This window comes from Tychonema sp. LEGE 07196, assembly GCF_963890365.1.
Lineage (GTDB): Bacteria > Cyanobacteriota > Cyanobacteriia > Cyanobacteriales > Microcoleaceae > Microcoleus.
The window spans coordinates 54,724-71,407 of the sequence record NZ_CAWPRX010000127.1 but is presented as its reverse complement, the minus strand read 5'-3'; the positions used below and the strand labels follow the sequence as shown (position 1 = coordinate 71,407).

At 44.9% G+C, this 16,684-nt stretch carries 13 protein-coding genes; 4 read left to right on the top strand and 9 right to left on the bottom strand.

Annotation, left to right across the window (positions count from 1 at the left end; genetic code table 11):
- Positions 1–667: 667 nt before the first annotated feature.
- The 3 genes from AACV78_RS15360 to AACV78_RS15350 all read left to right on the top strand — a co-directional run bounded on the left by AACV78_RS15360 (position 668) and on the right by AACV78_RS15350 (position 5,524).
- Positions 668–1,672, top strand: coding sequence for an RNA polymerase sigma factor, RpoD/SigA family (locus tag AACV78_RS15360; protein ID WP_194012131.1), 1,005 nt, complete (start codon positions 668–670; stop codon positions 1,670–1,672).
- Between the two features lie 223 nt (positions 1,673–1,895).
- Positions 1,896–2,450 (top strand): hypothetical protein, encoded by a 555-nt coding sequence (locus AACV78_RS15355; RefSeq protein ID WP_228042276.1) that lies wholly within the window; start codon positions 1,896–1,898, stop codon positions 2,448–2,450.
- A 518-nt stretch (positions 2,451–2,968) separates the two neighbouring features.
- Positions 2,969–5,524 (top strand): sensor histidine kinase, encoded by a 2,556-nt coding sequence (locus AACV78_RS15350; protein ID WP_194012130.1) that lies wholly within the window; start codon positions 2,969–2,971, stop codon positions 5,522–5,524.
- A 386-nt stretch (positions 5,525–5,910) separates the two neighbouring features.
- Here AACV78_RS15350 and cobO read toward each other — a convergent pair whose 3' ends face one another.
- From cobO to AACV78_RS15305, 9 genes are all read right to left on the bottom strand, one after another.
- Positions 5,911–6,546 carry a cob(I)yrinic acid a,c-diamide adenosyltransferase gene (gene cobO / locus AACV78_RS15345; RefSeq protein ID WP_194012129.1) on the bottom strand — a complete coding sequence of 212 codons (636 nt, stop codon included), beginning with the start codon at positions 6,544–6,546 and terminating at the stop codon, positions 5,911–5,913.
- 162 nt (positions 6,547–6,708) lie between these two features.
- Positions 6,709–7,287: a Uma2 family endonuclease gene (locus tag AACV78_RS15340; protein ID WP_194012132.1), complete on the bottom strand. Its 579-nt coding sequence runs from the start codon at positions 7,285–7,287 to the stop codon at positions 6,709–6,711.
- An 88-nt stretch (positions 7,288–7,375) separates the two neighbouring features.
- On the bottom strand, positions 7,376–8,995 hold the full coding sequence (locus AACV78_RS15335) for an alpha-amylase family protein (protein WP_194012128.1): 1,620 nt from the start codon (positions 8,993–8,995) through the stop codon (positions 7,376–7,378).
- Positions 8,996–9,313: 318 nt separating this feature from the next.
- The gene (locus tag AACV78_RS15330) at positions 9,314–9,880 is read right to left on the bottom strand and encodes a DUF3611 family protein (protein WP_194012127.1); all 567 of its coding nucleotides are present in this window, start codon (positions 9,878–9,880) and stop codon (positions 9,314–9,316) included.
- 387 nt (positions 9,881–10,267) lie between these two features.
- Positions 10,268–11,101, bottom strand: coding sequence for a hypothetical protein (locus tag AACV78_RS15325; RefSeq protein WP_194012126.1), 834 nt, complete (start codon positions 11,099–11,101; stop codon positions 10,268–10,270).
- A gap of 84 nt (positions 11,102–11,185) precedes the next feature.
- Positions 11,186–11,803 (bottom strand): hypothetical protein, encoded by a 618-nt coding sequence (locus AACV78_RS15320; RefSeq protein ID WP_194012125.1) that lies wholly within the window; start codon positions 11,801–11,803, stop codon positions 11,186–11,188.
- Between the two features lie 236 nt (positions 11,804–12,039).
- Positions 12,040–13,080 carry a hypothetical protein gene (locus tag AACV78_RS15315; RefSeq protein WP_194012124.1) on the bottom strand — a complete coding sequence of 347 codons (1,041 nt, stop codon included), beginning with the start codon at positions 13,078–13,080 and terminating at the stop codon, positions 12,040–12,042.
- 233 nt (positions 13,081–13,313) lie between these two features.
- On the bottom strand, positions 13,314–13,928 hold the full coding sequence (locus AACV78_RS15310; protein ID WP_194012123.1) for a DUF2238 domain-containing protein: 615 nt from the start codon (positions 13,926–13,928) through the stop codon (positions 13,314–13,316).
- Between the two features lie 60 nt (positions 13,929–13,988).
- A complete protein-coding gene (locus AACV78_RS15305; RefSeq protein ID WP_194012122.1) occupies positions 13,989–14,840 on the bottom strand; it encodes a DUF1206 domain-containing protein in 852 nt (283 codons plus the stop codon).
- Between the two features lie 753 nt (positions 14,841–15,593).
- Between AACV78_RS15305 and AACV78_RS15300 the strand changes: the two genes are divergently transcribed.
- Complete coding sequence (locus AACV78_RS15300) at positions 15,594–16,634, top strand: AI-2E family transporter (RefSeq protein WP_194012121.1); 1,041 nt, start codon at positions 15,594–15,596, stop codon at positions 16,632–16,634.
- The last annotated feature ends 50 nt before the right edge of the window (positions 16,635–16,684 follow it).

The following is a 16,684-nucleotide window of genomic DNA, read 5'->3' as shown; positions in this document are numbered from 1 at the left end:
GAGGGGGAGAGGGGAATATGGTATTGAAATTTACAATTTAAATGCCCAACAGCCACTTTTTCTAGTCGGAGTCATGTCACACATCTTACTCGCTCATAGCATAATTTGCATATCATGCTTTATAATAAATGTCAAGAAATATTTTAAATGGTAAGTGCAGCGAATACGGCGATGGGGTTCGGTTATCTCGCATCCCAGCATCTAGGCAGGGAGAAAAATTCAAGCGATGATAGAACAGAGAGCAAAAAAAGCCCTCGAATTGCATGAGTCTGTTTGTATGAGTAGGTTTGCATGAGTATTGTGAAGTTGAGTTGCAGTTAAAACTAGCAAGGAATTGAAAACCTTAAGGAAAAATGTAGAATCTTGACCTTAAGACAGAGGTTTTTAGCCTTTACGACTCTCAAAATTTGGAATAAGATTGAGTAAAGTAAACTTAAATTCACTTCGCCGGAACAAGCTGTTAAAGCTAGCAATTTACGGAAAATCGACGGGGATTACTAGACAATCAAGCACAAAATTAATCCCAAACAACAAGCTTCTACCGATCGTCACCGATAAACAGGAGGGGGTAATATCCCCTCTGTCGCAGTCTCGATCCCACTTACAAGAGTGGGACAGGGTATCACCAACTTTTTATCTGTTGTTACAAGGAGTGCAAAACTCACCCATGTCCACTACAACCCCTAAAACCAAAACAGTGAAAGCCGATCGCACAAGCAGTCGGCCATACTCCTCAACGGATACGGTTCGTACCTATCTGCACGAGATCGGTCGAGTACCCCTGCTAACCCGAGAAGAAGAGATTATTTTCGGCAAGCAGGTACAGCAAATGATGAAATTAATCGAAGCCAAACAAGCACTGGCTAAAGAATGGCAGCGGGAACTCACTCAGCAAGAGTGGGCTGCCGAAATGGAGTTGACAGAAGCTGAACTGAACAGGATTTTGCAGTCGGGGCGGCGCGCCAAGCAAAAGATGATTGAAGCGAATTTGCGCTTAGTAGTGGCGATCGCCAAAAAATACCAGAAACGCAACATGGAATTCTTGGATTTAATTCAAGAAGGCACCCTCGGTTTAGAACGAGGAGTAGAAAAATTTGACCCGATGCGGGGATACAAATTTTCTACCTACGCCTACTGGTGGATTCGCCAAGCAATCACCCGCGCGATCGCCCAACACGCCCGCACCATTCGATTACCAATTCACATCACCGAAAAACTCAACAAAATTAAAAAAGTGCAGCGGGAACTCACCCAGCAGTTGGGTCGTTCTCCCTCCCCTGCAGAAATTGCCTCCGCCTTGGAACTGCACCCTTCCCAAATTCGGGAATACCTGCTGATGGCAAGACATCCAGTCTCTTTGGACTTGCGGGTTGGAGACAACCAAGATACAGAACTGCAAGAACTCTTAGAAGACGAAACTGCATCTCCAGACAACTACATTACCTCGGAATTGCTGCGGCAAGACCTGAATACCTTGATCTCAGAACTTACCCCGCAGCAGCGAGATGTGATCGTTCTGCGCTTCGGTTTGGAAGACGGCACCGAAATGTCGCTGGCGAAAGTTGGAGAACGGCTCAATCTCAGCCGGGAACGGGTGCGGCAGCTAGAACATCAAGCCCTCGCCCACCTGCGGCGGCGCCAATCTCAAGTCAGAGAATATTTGGCTAGTTAGTGACTTAAAGAGTTGAGAATTTTACCAAAATCTCAACTCTTTTTTCCTATTGGTGCTGCTGGTAATGATGTTTTTATTGGAAAGGTCGATCGCCCGATCGGGCGATCGCAAACAAAATTTATTAAAACTAATTTTAGATGAGAGTTCAGGAACCGGGCGGGCGATAGAGACTTCAAGTTAATAGCCCGCGTTAAGCCAAATACCCGGTTTCTCTACAAGCTTTTTGAAACTGTTACAAGACTTGCTTCGAGGCAGCTATTTAAAAATTTGGGGCCAGCCAGTGGTTTTAACTTATTTTATATTAACAAGCGGTGTACAAGGTCTGGCGATCGCCCTGGCCCTCTCGCCCGGAAACTTCAGCATCGGATTCGCCCTGCGCGAATTCCGACACTGGGACATCAAATCCGGCGTTTCCATCTCGCAATCACCCGCCAATCCCCACCCAGATACAGCATTCACAGGTTTAGCAGACGGTGTTTACCTCTACGGCCAGTCCAACAAGCCAGATGAAATTAAAAAAGAATATTTTGTATTTGAAATGAGACAGAGTAAAGTAATTGGGGCTTTTTACCTGCCTCAGTCTGATTTTTACTGTTTTTACGGCAATGTAGACCGAACTCGGTTAAATTTAACAGTAGTGGACAGTTACGACGGCACTAGCTCTCCCTACTCCGTCAACCTGCAACAGTATCAGCAACTTTCCGCCCCTAGCGACAACGACCGGCGAATTTTGGGTATTTGCAAGGAAGCTCACAAACAGCAAGTGTGGGGAAAGTAATATTATTTTTCTAAAGATTTCGATCGCGGACTCGATTTGTTGTATTGTTTGGGGAACTGCTATTAAAACTAGAGCGAAGCACCAATCTGCCTGCAGCAAAAACAATCTCGAAATCTAGTTTCTTCCTCAATGCTTCGCTATCAAACCTGTTATTTTTGTCAGAAATCAGGCTTGTTTAACGAATCCAAGCGCAATTTTTTTGCTTTATTGACTACAGCGAAGCGAAATAAGGCGCATTTTTTGAAGGCCAGAACCTAAACCCAACCTTTTTTCTGAGAATATTTTCCCGTTTGGCTAAGATATTGTTTCGCGACAAACCAGGCTCGATCGCCATGCCGGAAGTCAGCGGATGTTAGCTGTATACTGCTTAACAAGGCATTGCTAGGGTGCGTCATATTGTGTCCGATCGATTAACCGCAATTAAGATTGGATCGCGCGTGCGGACTTATAGTCTGCAGCCGGAAAGCAGATTTAAGCCCGAACCCTGAATCTCAGACAGACACCACACACTCGGCAAGATGAAACTGCGTCGAAAAACACTATCAATAGTTGGCATTACCATCGCTGGGCTGACTAGCATTCTATATGCCGCCTCCTCAAGCATCCTTTTGAGCAGCCTTGTCAAAGCAGAAGAACAAGAAGCCACACAAGTTGTCAAGGGAGCGCTCAACGTGTTCGGCCAAACCGCCGATGATTTTAACTTGCGCTTTGCCGACTGGTCAGCCTGGGACGACAACTACGCTTTCATCCAAAACGGTAACAAAGAATTTATCGCCTCCAATTTGATTCCCGAAGGACTGGCTAATGTGAGAGTTAACATAGCCCTATTTGTCAATACTTCGGGCAAAATAGTTTACGGTACGGGTTTCGACAGCCAAAAGGTGAAACTAACCCCTGTTCCAGAAGCATTAAAAAAGCGCATTTCTCTCAGCGACCCGCTGTTGCAGCACCCCAACATCAAAAGCAGCCTCGCTGGTATTCTGCTGCTACCGTCAGGGCCGATACTGATTGCTTCCCGACCAATTGTCAGTACAAAAAACACCGGCCCAATTCGAGGCACGCTAATATTCGGGCGCAATTTGGATGCTGTGGCAATTGCCAGGATTTCTAAAATTACTCGCTTACCTCTGATTGTACACACCGTTAATGAGGCTCAGTTACCTGCTGACTTTGTGGAAGCGCGGGAGAAACTATCGGCGAAAAAACCGATTTTGGTGCGTCGTGTCAGCGAAGATTTGATGGCAGGTTACACTATGATCCGGGATATTTACGATCGACCCGCACTGCTGCTGCGAGTTGATATACCCAGAGAAATCTACCGCCAAGGTCAAATTAGTTTGCTCTACCTGCTGGTGTCTGTAACGTTAGCGGGCATTGGGTTTGTCGGCTGCACTCTGCTGTTGCTAGAGTATTTGGTGCTGTCTCCCTTGAGCGGTTTGGCTTCATCAGTGAACCGTGTCAGCAGCAGCCAAGACCTCTCGATGCGACTGCAGGTGACGGGCGAAGACGAGTTGTCCGACCTTGCCCATACTATCAATGGAATGCTCGGGGCGATCGCCAGTGCCGAAAACGAACAACTAGAAGAAAAAGCCCGCTACCGAGCCGTAGTCGAGCAAGCTACAGATTGTATTTTCCTGTGGGACGCTCAAACCAAACGGCTTTTAGAAGCCAATACAGCATTTAGAAACTTGCTCGATTACAGCCTGGAAGCAATATCGCAACTGACTATTTACGATATCACCGCCTACTCCCAAGACCTAATTGACAGCAATATCGAGTCCCTGCTGACCGACAAAAAATTCAGAATGGGCGAAGTTCTCTACCAGCGCCGAGACGGTTCCTGCGTGGACGTAGAAGTCAGCGCCAGCGTGATTTCCTACGGAGGCCGCGAGATTATTTGCACCGTTGTCCGCGACATTACCGAGCGCAAGCAAGCCGAATCCGAACTGCGAGCCTCCGAAGAACGCTACAAACTTTTGTTTAAGCATAACCCCCATCCCATGTGGGTTTACGACTTAGAAACCCTCGAATTTATAGCCGTCAATCAAGCAGCTATCCACCACTACGGCTACACTCGCGAAGAATTTCTCGACATGACCGTTGCCGACATTTGTCCTCCCCAAGAACGGCCAAGATTGCTACAAAATATATCCCAAGTAGCTGCCGATATTGATTTTGCGAGCCTTTGGCAGCACCAGAAAAAAGACGGCACAATTATTGATGTAGAAATCACTTCTTATACCCTGATATTTGATAGCAAAAATGCTGAATTAGTCATGGCTCACGACGTGACAGACCGCTTGCAAGCCGAGGCAGAACTGTACCAAGCAAAGGAAGCAGCAGAAGCAGCTAATTTGGCAAAAAGTCAGTTTTTAGCTAACATGAGCCACGAACTGCGAACGCCTCTAAATGCAATTATCGGTTACAGCGAAATTTTGCAAGAAGATGCTTTAGATTTGGGCGAAGAAAATTTTATTTCTGATTTAACAAGAATTCATAATGCAGGCAATCATTTACTGGGATTGATTAATGATATTCTGGATTTATCGAAAATAGAAGCCGGTCACGCGGAACTTGAATTGACAACTTTTGACCTGTACGAGGCAGTTCAAGATGTCGCCAAAACTGTTCAACCGCTATTTTTACGAAACACCAATCGTTTGAATATTGAGTGTCCTAATGATATTGGCGAATTGCATTCCGATAAAATTAAATTTACTCAAATTTTGTTTAACTTGCTCAGCAACGCCGCTAAGTTTACCGAAAAAGGGACAATTACACTCAGCGTGGAAAAAATCAAAAATGATCGGAATAGTTTGGATGCTGAACAGTTTATATTTAAGTGTACGGATACGGGAATTGGGATAACTCCCGAACAGCTACAAAAGTTATTTCAACCTTTTACACAAGCTGATGCTTCGACTACTCGCAAGTACGGAGGTACGGGTTTGGGTTTGGCAATAGCACAGAAATACTCTGAGATATTGGGGGGAGAAATTACGGTGAATAGCGAGTTGGGCAAGGGTTCAACTTTTACTCTCATGTTGCCGGCAGAGGATATATTTGATATTTGATATGAATTCCGGTTGTACCGGAATGACTGTTGACTGTTGACTGTTGACTGTTTACTGTTGACTAGGGGGCGAAAAACTGAATGGTTGAGTGTTCTTTTGTTGCGGACACTAAGGAATAAAAATTTAATAATACCATTTTTCTAAAATCGTGCAACACTCTTCGACCCCCCCTAGCCCCCCCCCTTGTAAAGGGGGGGGACAAGAACACTGTTGCATTCTTTTTTAAAATTGGTATAACTTAAGCGATTTCTCGTTACCAGGAAGAGCCTGGTAATGCAGATAGGCGAGGAAGAGCCTCCTTTGAGGAAGGCAACTTACAGGAGAGAGGACTGTAGGAGTTGTTTAAGTTATTAAGTTTTCGATCCTAAGACGCACTACGAACCATATTAATATTCAATACCTGCTTGAGCTTTAATCCCTTGTTCTCGGAATGGATGCTTAATTAAAGTCATTTCAGTAACCAAATCTGCCCGTTCAATTAATTCTGGTGGCGCGCCTCTACCTGTTAAAATAACATGAGTTTCTTCTGGTTTTTGTTCTAAACCGGAGAGAACTTGCTCGACTTGCAAATAACCCAGTTTTAATGCTATATTAACTTCATCTAGCAGCACTAATTTAAATTCGGGATTGCAGATAAAAGTTAAGGCTTTTTCCCAGGCTTTTTGAGCTGTTGCAATATCTCGATCGCGGTCTTGCGTATCCCAGGTAAAACCTTCACCCATTGCATGAAATTCTAGCTGTTTTTCCCACATTTCAAAAACGGCTTTTTCTGCTGGTTCCCAAGCTCCTTTGATAAATTGTACTATGGCGACGCGGTATCCGTGACCGAGCGATCGCACAACCATGCCCAAAGCCGCCGTAGTTTTGCCTTTACCGTTGCCGGTATTGACAATTATCAAACCTTTGTCTTTAGCAGCGTTGGCAATTCGCTGCGCCTGCACTTCTTGGCGGCGCTGCATTTTCTGTTTGTGCTGTTCGGCTGTTAAACCAGTGGTTGTAGTTGTTTCTGTATTGGTTTCCATGAGATTTCTTTTTAACCGCAGATTAACGCAAATAAACGCTGATAGATTCAGGATGTCTAGTTATACCATTTTTCCTGAACATACAAATTTAGGGAATCTTCAAACTATTATCCAGTAAATCATCCCCAATCTAAAATCTAAAATCTAAAATCTAAAATCGTATTACGCCCAAAGTGCTTGCAAGTTTAGCACGAAACCGGGCAAAATATCTTCTCCTGAAAGTTCTGCCGGAGATTCTAAAACTTCTGTTGGTTGTCCTTGGCGGTAGATTTCTACTCGGCGGGTTTTACGGTCGATTAACCAGCCTAATTTTACTTGATTTTTCATGTATTCTTGCATTTTGTCTTGAGTATCCTTGAGACTGTCAGTCGGGGACATTAACTCTAAGACAAAATCTGGGGCGATGGGAGGAAATTTTTGTTTTTGTTCGGGAGTCAGTGCATCCCATCTTTCTTTTTTGATCCAAGAGACATCGGGAGAACGATTTGCACCGCTGGGGAGTTTGAAACAAGTTGAAGAATCGAAACAAACTCCGAGTTTAGTTTGTCGGTTCCAAATCACAAAATCTGCATTAATTTCTGAATTGCTGTTTCCGGTTTCTCCTCCTGTGGGTGACATGACGATTATTTCTCCTTTGGCGTTGCGTTCAAATTTGACATCGGGGTTTTCGCGACACAGTTGATAAAATTGGTCGTCGGTGATTTGGGCGACCGCATCAAAATTAATGGTAACTGCTAGCATGGTATTATCTGTTGGTAAATCGGGTGGCATCAGCCGGGAAAATCCGCAAACTAATCCGAATATTGAACAATTAGGATTTGTCTAAGATTTAATTGACTCGGAACCAGCGATAGCCGTAAGCTTGTAAGGGAATACAGGGCGATCCGTCATCGAGAGATTCGTACAAGCGATCGCCAAATAAATCAACAAGATTATTATATTCGTTAGATTTGAGAGTAACCGTGCAAGGTTTGTCGGCTAGATTGTGGACGAGAAGCAATGTCCTGCCTTCCCAGTGACAGCAGTGGGCAAAAACCCAAGAACAGTCGGTTTCCAAAATTTGCCATTTTCCCCTACCGAACTCAGGACATTGCTTGCGGATGCGGATTGCACGTTCGACCCAGTTAATTAATGAGTTAGGATCGCGCTGCGCTGCGGCGACATTGACTTGTTTATAACTATATTCTCCGCTGGCGATCGCAGGTTTGGCAAGAGCATCAGTTGCAGCAGTCGAGAAGCCACCATTGGGCGCATCTGACCATTGCATCGCCGTGCGGACGCTGTTTCGACCTTCCAACGAAAGGTCATCTCCCATGCCAATTTCTTCGCCATAGCGCAGCATTGGTGTACCGGGCAAAGTGAACAGCAAGCTGTAGATTAGTTCAATCCGGCAGCGGTCATTTCCCATCATCGGCGGTAAGCGGCGGCGAATCCCGCGCCCGAAAATTTGCATCCTTTTATCGGGGGCGAATGCTGCAAAAATTTCCTCTCGTTCCGATGAAGAAATGCGGTCTAGTGTCAATTCATCGTGGTGGCGCACAAAATTCAGCCACTGACAAACATCAGGAATCTCCGGTAAGATTTTTAGTCCATCGCGCAGGGCTGTGGATTCTTGACGCGCTAGGGCCAAAAACAGATATTGGTTCAACAAAAAGTTGAACAGGACGTGCATTCTGTCGCCCCGATCAAAGTAGACGTGAATGCGATCGGGTGCCACATTTGCTTCGGCCAGCAAAACTGCATCAGCCTGACGCGATGACACAAATTCTCTCATTTCTTCCAAGAAACATCGCAGGTCATCGGGGCTTGTACCTTCGGTGTCAGTTTCTTTAATTAAAAAGGGAACAGCATCAATCCGAAATCCAGACACGCCCAGTTCTAGCCAGAAACCCATAATTTTGCGGATTTCTTCTCGTACCGCCGAATTGGTAATATTCAAATCTGGCTGTTCTTTATAGAAGTGATGCAAATAGTAAGAGTTTGCTTGTTCGTCGTACTCCCAAATACTGTCCTCGGCATCGGGAAACACCAGCATACTCGGATCGGTTTTGGGTGGATTTTTTGACCACACGTAATAATTGCGATACTTGGAATTTTCATCGCTACGCGCTGCAACAAACCAAGGATGTTGATCGGACGTATGATTTACGACCAAATCGACTAGCACCCTAATTCCTCGTTCCCCTGCTTGGTGCATGAACTCGACAAAATCTCCCAGAGTTCCCAGTCGCGGGTCAATGTTACAGTAATCCATCACATCGTAACCGTTGTCGCGGTTAGGGGAAGGATAAAACGGCAACAACCACAAACAAGTAATTCCCAGTCCTGATAAATAATCTAGTTTGTTAGTAAGTCCCTGAAAGTCACCTACACCATCCCCGTTAGAGTCTAGGAAGGTTTCAACATCAAGGGAGTAGACTATTGCGTCTTTATACCAAAGGTCTTTCATAATTAGTTAGTTAGTTGAATTGAGATATTGTGCCTGCGACAAAAATCAGGTTTATCACCTAAAATTCATATCAAAATCTATAGTTTTGGTTCAAAAACCCGGTTATAAGTTTATTGATAATGGTGCAAGATGTTCTATCTTGTCCGATCGACTGTAGTAAAATGCGATCGCGCGTGCGGATTTTAGTCCTTGGCATTTTACGGACTAAAGTTCGCACTGCGAAGTTTTTTTTGTGGTAATCGATAAGATGCGATATCGGGCAAATATGCCATCTTTTGTAAGTCTTGACAGCATAGGAGTTGGTTTTTTTGCGGCCAACTACTCATCTACCCAATTGAGCAACCCAAGAGAAGTAACAGCTCCAAAAAAGTGAGCGCCAATCATATTGACGTTTGACATCGTTACAAAAATATCTAGGGAACGAATCACATTTTCTGGCGTATTAGTTGCGAGCGCTTGTGGTTGAGCGAGGCTTTTTGCTAAAACTACGCCCACTGTTGCTTCCGAAGCAATAAACGCGATCAGTAGCCCCACCAAACTAGAATTTAATCCAATTCGTAAGGCGTGAGTAATATCTTCTTTGCTGGGATAGAACTCCATATCGCCTCCTTGTAAACGTCTGCCTAAAAGCCGATATCGAAAATCCCAAAATATCCTAAAAGCAAGCAATACAACACCAATTATCGCTAAAACTATGCCGAACCCAATACCTGGATTATTGGGTTGCTCGCTCAGGTTGCGGCTCAACATAGCAAGTATTAAAGTAATACCGGAAACCGCACCAAACAATAATTGTACCCAGAAGCTAAATCGACTGAACCAACGAAAATTCTCGATGAATTTGCTTTGGAGCAGTGGTGGCGATACGGATTGTGATTGATTCATTATATACACCTTATTGCTGAATTGATAATTATCACAAACGAAACAAGGAAGAGGTTGTTTCGGCCGATAGTCTGGGTGCCGCGCGATCGCTCCTAGACGCATCAATGCCTTTAAACCTTAGTTTTTTACTTAATCTTCGGGTAACAACCAATGATTTTAGTGCATCAAACTCGGTTTTTCATCATCCCGAAGTGATATCATGTCCGAGCGCAAAAATAGTTCGTAATGCGGACGACCGTCCTCCGTTTAACAGCTGACTAAAGTCCGCACTACGAACCAAGGCGATCGCACGCGATATGAACGATCTATGAGACTTCCGATCTAAAAACCTGCAAATAACAGGCTATTTGAGCCTGTTCCCCAAGAGTTATTTGAGAGGTCTATTCCTCAATCAGGAATGTCTGAGGGATATACGCCTGTAGCAACTAGCACGGGTTTGTTGGTATACTCGGCTTCTAGCTTCTGCTTTAAGGTCAAATCCCATTGCAAATCGTATTCGCGATCGAGTTCAGCGACCACAAACTGACGCAGCACACCGGTTACGGCAACCTTATCGTCTTCTTTCACGCTTGTTTTTGGAACGGTGTGTATCACTAACAAATCTTCTCCGCCAATTAATTTGTTTTCATCCAAAGTGAACGAGTTTGGACTTTTGATGCTGTCAACTTTACCACTCACCGCTAGGGTTTTGCCGTAGTATTTTTGGGGATTTGAGGTGAGTTCTCCAGGTGTGGGGGCTAGGGCCATCGATTGTGCAACGATCGCGGGTTTATTTTCGTAATCGGCGTACTGATTTGGCTGTAAGCTTAATTTGTACTCGCGCTCAATATCTGCCAGCACAAAGTTGCGAACAGTTCCCGTTACTTGAATATCTTGACCCGATTCAGCCGGCAGCGCAAAAGGCTTACCTGTGGCATTGACAACCAAAATCGGTTTGCTGCCAAAAAACTTTTGATCGCTAATTGTAAAAGTCGATGGGCTTAATTTATTGATCGGTTTACTTCTGACCGTCACAGTTTTACCGAGGAGTTCTGCTGTTCTATCGACCACATTCTCAGTTGTAGTCGCAACCGTTCCGGGCGTTGCAGGTGCAGGTGCCGTAGCTTCCCGCTGTGGGGTAGAACAAGCCGGAAGTAGCAGGGCGGTGAGTGCGAGGGCGATCGCACTTCCCCAAGCATTCGATAGCTTTTGAGTAGAATTGTTTAAACGATTATTAACCATTGAAAAACCTCCTAAATTTTTTTTGTTTATTTTGTTGGTCAAGCTACAGAGTTTTTGCTCTTCAAAACCGGGTCTTTTTATTGCCTAATTCAAAAACACTTGACCGTCTGGTTGAATTCTTAAAACCCCTTGATTGCCATCAAAGTTACTCGTTTCATCTATTGAAACTGCTAGCATCCCTTCTTCAGAACTAGACATGGGTATAACTTTCAGCAGCCCTCCATCTGCGCGCACCATTGTGACTGTCACAGGCGTTGGTAGATTTTGCAATACAATTTCTGCTCCGCGCGCTAGCATTCGGGATTCAGTATGCCCGATCGCTTGATAGGAAATCGGGGTATTTGTGCTGTTTGTTAATTTCACGCTCACCTTACCTGCCATTGGCATGACAGTCGCAATGGGAGTCTGTCTTGCTTCGGGTAAAGGTGGTTGCGTAACATTCGTTCGCCTCGCGGGAGGAACCATATTTTGACCCAACTCTTGCTGGTTCAATCTTTGATTTGCAGCATTAGGCCGACATCCTTGAGGAACCCGAACATTAGTGCTAAAAGGTTCTTCATAATAAATCCTAGGACAGGAGTTGAGTGTAGGAGCGGGAGCTGCTGATGCAACAAGAGGAGCGGTTGGCAGCGCGATTAATAAACTTCCAGAGATGATTTGTAATATCCCTGGCCTTTTTTTCCAGCGATTTAGTGGATACATAGATATCTCCTTTCAAGCGAAAGATGAGGTGATGTCGGGCATTGGGCTCTAGCGTTGCGGAGGGATTGGGAATTGGGCTCTAGCGTTGCGGAGGGATTGGGCATCGGGCATCGGCCCGCGCAGGGCATCGGGCATACCTCACAACGATCTCGAACCGCTATATCTCCCGATCGAATCTTGCAAATTTAGTCAGGCTTTGCCAGATTTTGGGCTGGCAAATAGTCGCGAGTCACCGCTCAATTTTGAAACAGTACCAAAGTTTCTTCGCTGGTGATATCGCCTTTGCTAGAACTGAGATTCACCTGGTATTTGGTTCCTGGTAGAGCAATGGTCGGCTTAAAAGCAAAGCTGAATTGGCCTTGTTCGTCTGCTTCAACTGTGCGTTCGAGGATATTTCGTTCAAACCCAAACAAACCTCCTACCGAAGAGGTAGCCTGAACCTTGACATTAACAGTGGCATTTGGGGCGCTGCGTCCTTCCACTTCAACCGTCCCGCTGACGCGATCGTTTTCTTTGGGAGTGATAATTTCTAGCGGAATTTCGGCAGTGTTGGAACTGCCATTATCGCCAGCAACGAGCTCTCGATCTAAACGGGAACGAACAACTTGATTTCCCGACTGCAAGCTAGCAGTAACCGTCGCGCCTGCAGGGGGGAAATAATCTTGGCGGCGGATCGTGTATTCCCCCGTGTAAAGGCCGTTGGATTCTTCCCGCATGGGGATGTTATAAGCAACTCCTTCAATGGAGAAAGTAGCTGTAGCGTTGGGAGTGCCGAGCAATTTGAAATTGAGCGTGGTTCCCGGATCTAACTGCTGTACGGATCGAGCGCTGAAGCGGTCAACAGACAATGATTGAAAGCGGCGATCGCTATTGCCAGCAAGTAGAGGTTGTTGCAAGCGAGTGCTGCTGATGCGGTTGCCTTGTTGCAAATTTGCCCGCACTGCTGTATTTTCCGAAATTCGATCGCCCTGGCGAATCATGTAGCTTGCCTCGTAAACTCCTGGTTGAACCTCCCGCATCGGCAGATTTTGCACTGCATTTGGGATGGTCAAGGTAGCTCTAGAATACGGGGTTCCTCGCAGCACGAAAAATAATTCTGTTCCCGGATCTAATCGCTGTACTGGATATGCGGTAAAACTGTCGATATCCGAACCCAATTCTCTTTGTTGGGCTACTTGGATAGAGGGTTTGGGATTAGCTCGGGCAATGGCCGGTAAATAAATAACTGAACTCAACAGAGCGAGTCCAATTGCGGTTGAAAATGATTTTATTTTCATAAAATCCTCCTAAATCGAAACAACCAACCTCTTGCAGTAATGTGAAGAAAATTTAAATTATTAAAAATTGACTCGGGCAAAAGGTCGATTGTCTGTGTGCTACAATTTTTCAAAATCTTGTTTCTCTCTCTATTTAACCTCAACTATCCACACCTTGCCCTCTGTCGGAAGCAATAAGAAAATATCTATCCGATGAAAGACGAGCGAGGAAAAAGTGATGATGTTGCTTTGAGTTAAGTGCGATCGTTCGGGCTGTTGGCGATCGAAGCTTGACTCCCAACTTCCGCACCCGGGCGCGTCCATTCTTGCAGCGCCCAGAAGCTAGTTAGGGCAGCTATTCCAGAACCCAAACTATCCATAATCAAATCAATTATCGTATCGTCCACACTCCCAATAACTTCGCTAGAAAGAACGATGCCAGCCGTCCATTCAATAATTTCCCACAAAGCACCGATCGCAATCCCAAAACTGGTTATCGTTAGCAAGTACAGCAGTTTGCGATCGCGAAAAATCGTCAGCATTGAACTGTATGCTAAAAAACTCAATGCTAAAGTCACGGCAAAAATCGTGAAAGCGTGAACAATTTCATCATAAGGCCCCTGCTGGTAAAACAGTCCCCAAACCCAGCCTCCAGCATTGAGCAAAGCAGCAAGCACAAACAGAAAATCAAACAGCGCTGGCAGGCGATTTTCCATGACGACAAACACCACAGATGCTGCTAAAAATAAGCCTAACCCCAAGGCATTTTCCCACTTTCCTTGACTGACAGCAACTATTACTGCTATAGTTAATAACGCCTGCCCCACCCAAGCTGCAACTCGATAGCCGCGCCAGTTTGTACTCATCATTACCGTCCTTTCATCTCCAGAGATTTTTTTTTACGAATCGTGTTGGGAGCGAGCAGTTGATCACTGCATAATTTGTCGGTAACGAGCTTGAACTAATGAGTAGATGCCATAGGAAATCAAACCCAAAGCCACTAAACCGAGAATCCACGGGCCAAACGGATGTTGTTCCAGGGATGCCAGCACCTCACTAAATCCTTTAGCTTCACTGGCATCTGATTGCTTCGCAGCTTGAATTAAGAAAAAGCCGATGATAGTGAAGACAATGCCACGAGCCGCAATCCCAAGTCTACCCAGTCGCACGGCCCAAGTTTGCTCGTTGTTACTCATTTGAGTGAGTTTGAATTGCTGGCGGAATTTCCCCTTAAATGCTTTATAAAGGTAAGAGAAACCCACACCGATCGTGACTGCTCCTCCCAGCCCTACCAGCCATTGACCAAAAGGTTGAGATAAAAACAAAGCTGTCCAATCTTGAGTTGAATTGCCGCTGCTACCACCACCAGAACCGATAATTAATTTGACAGCAGTCACGGCCAAACCTGCATAAGCTAACCCACTAAAAGCATAGCCAATGCGCGTCGCAATTCGCTTGGCATCGATTTTTTCGCCAGCGTGTTCTGGATCGAGAACGGTTTGAGCAATCCGCAAAAGGACGTACCCAATAATACCAATTGTCACCAAAAATAGCAGGAATTTTCCGAAGGGTTGGGAGACAATTGTTGCTAATGCACCCTTAGTATCGGTTGTTTTACCGCCAGATCCAAAAGCAGCTTGTGCGGCAAGAAAACCGATGATAAAGTAAACTAAGCCTTTGGCGGCATATCCGAGTCTTGCTAGTCGCTCGAACCAGGGATGAGAACTTGCGCGTCGGACAGGTTCTGTGATGCTATCGGTGGGTGAGTTGCGCCGTGTCATATTTTTCTACAATTTGGAATTAGTTGGGTATTCCAGCCGCCTATTCATAAATTTAGTGCGATCGCGCAGCGTGCCGGAGGCAGATCGAGCGCCTATTTTTGGTTGGTAAGAGGACAAGCAAAAAAGGGAAATTCTGAGTAAAAAAGGTTTTTTTTAAGGCCGATATAGTATTTGTATCTATTTCACTATGATTTTCTCCTGCTCAGAGACTTTTGGCATCCCTCCAGGTAGGTAAATCAGTCATTCGATTTTAGATTTTAGATTTGAGATTTGAGATTTTGGATTGACCCCACGGATCAATCCCGGGGCTTGTACCACCTTTGAAATTCGCTTGTCAGGGCGATCGCCATCAAATAGCCTCTGTGGAGGATTAGCCCAGGATGGGATTGGCTCGGTACCGGCGATCGCCCCGTGCTTTTTAGTTAGTCGAATTATGCACACAATCTATCTTAGGTACGAGAATTTTTAAATTGAATGTACGGGGAATATATCTTAAGTAAGATTTGAGGAAATCTGCTGGAATTCTGCACAATCTTTCCCATAGGTAGGTATGCTGTAGAAAATAGATTTCTCCCAAAAATATTTTCCAAGACAGACGGGACGGCTATCCCACAAGAGTTATCAGAGAAGTTTCATGAAAATTGCGCTGTCCAACTTGAGAACCAGGTTAAGCCCGATCGCGATCGCAGTTGTCTTTGGTTTAATCTCAGATATTGCACGATTCCTGTATAACCTGTAGGAGGGATTTATGTTGTGGGTTTAGGAGAGTGGATCGGTTTTTTTGCTTTGATAGTCTCGCTCTATATTTTGTGGAAAATTAGAGCGGTCATTTTATTGTTTTTTACTGCCGTAATTTTAGCGATCGCTCTCAACCGTTTAGTGCGAAGATTGCAGCAGTCTGGTGCTAGGCGCGAACTGGCGATCGCTTTAACAGTTGGCATTGTACTGGTGCTCTCATCTGTTTTTATTTTCCTGATATTCACGCGCCTCAGCTCTCAATTTGAACAGCTAACTCAACTTATCCCGCTAGGGATAGAAAAACTGCGATTGTGGATCGACTGGTTGCAAGCAAAAGTGCCGGAACCGGCATTAAATAATATTCCCAATCTTGATGATTTAAGCAGACAACTCCAAACCCTTTCTCAGTGGATAATTTCCCATATCTATCTATTTTTATCCAACTCCCTCAGTTTAGTAATTAATTTCTTGTTAATTACCGTTTTGACAATTATGCTTGTGGTAAATCCAGTGCCGTACCGCCAAGTAATAATCAGGCTGTTTCCCGCTTTTTACCGCCAGCGAGTCGATGGAATTCTGACTGAATGTGAAAAAAATTTAATGGGCTGGTTGGCGGGAATTGCATTCAGCATGAGTTTTATTGGGATTGCGAGCACTGTGGGTCTGTTTATCTTGCAAGTGCAACTGCCTTTTGTTAACGGATTTTTAGCATTTTTATTAGCTTTAATTCCTTATGTTGGCGCGATTTTGAGTGTAGTTCCACCAATGCTGCTGGCTTTGTTGGATTCTCCAGGAAAAGCAGGTGCTGTATTGTTACTTTATTTTGCAATTCAACAAATAGAAGGCAATTTTCTTACACCTGTGATCATGGAAAAGCAAGTGTCCCTGCTCCCGGCATACACCTTAGCTTTGTTGGGAGCATTTGGTTCTTTATTGGGGTTTTTAGGATTATTGCTAGCGCTTCCAATCCTAATTGTTGCTCAAACTTGGGTTAAAGAAGTTGTAATCAAAGATATATTAGATCGCTGGGAAACCGCTCCCTCGCGGAAACCATGAAATGATGTCATGTTATACCAAATCCGGGTTTTAGATACACCTTGCGAACC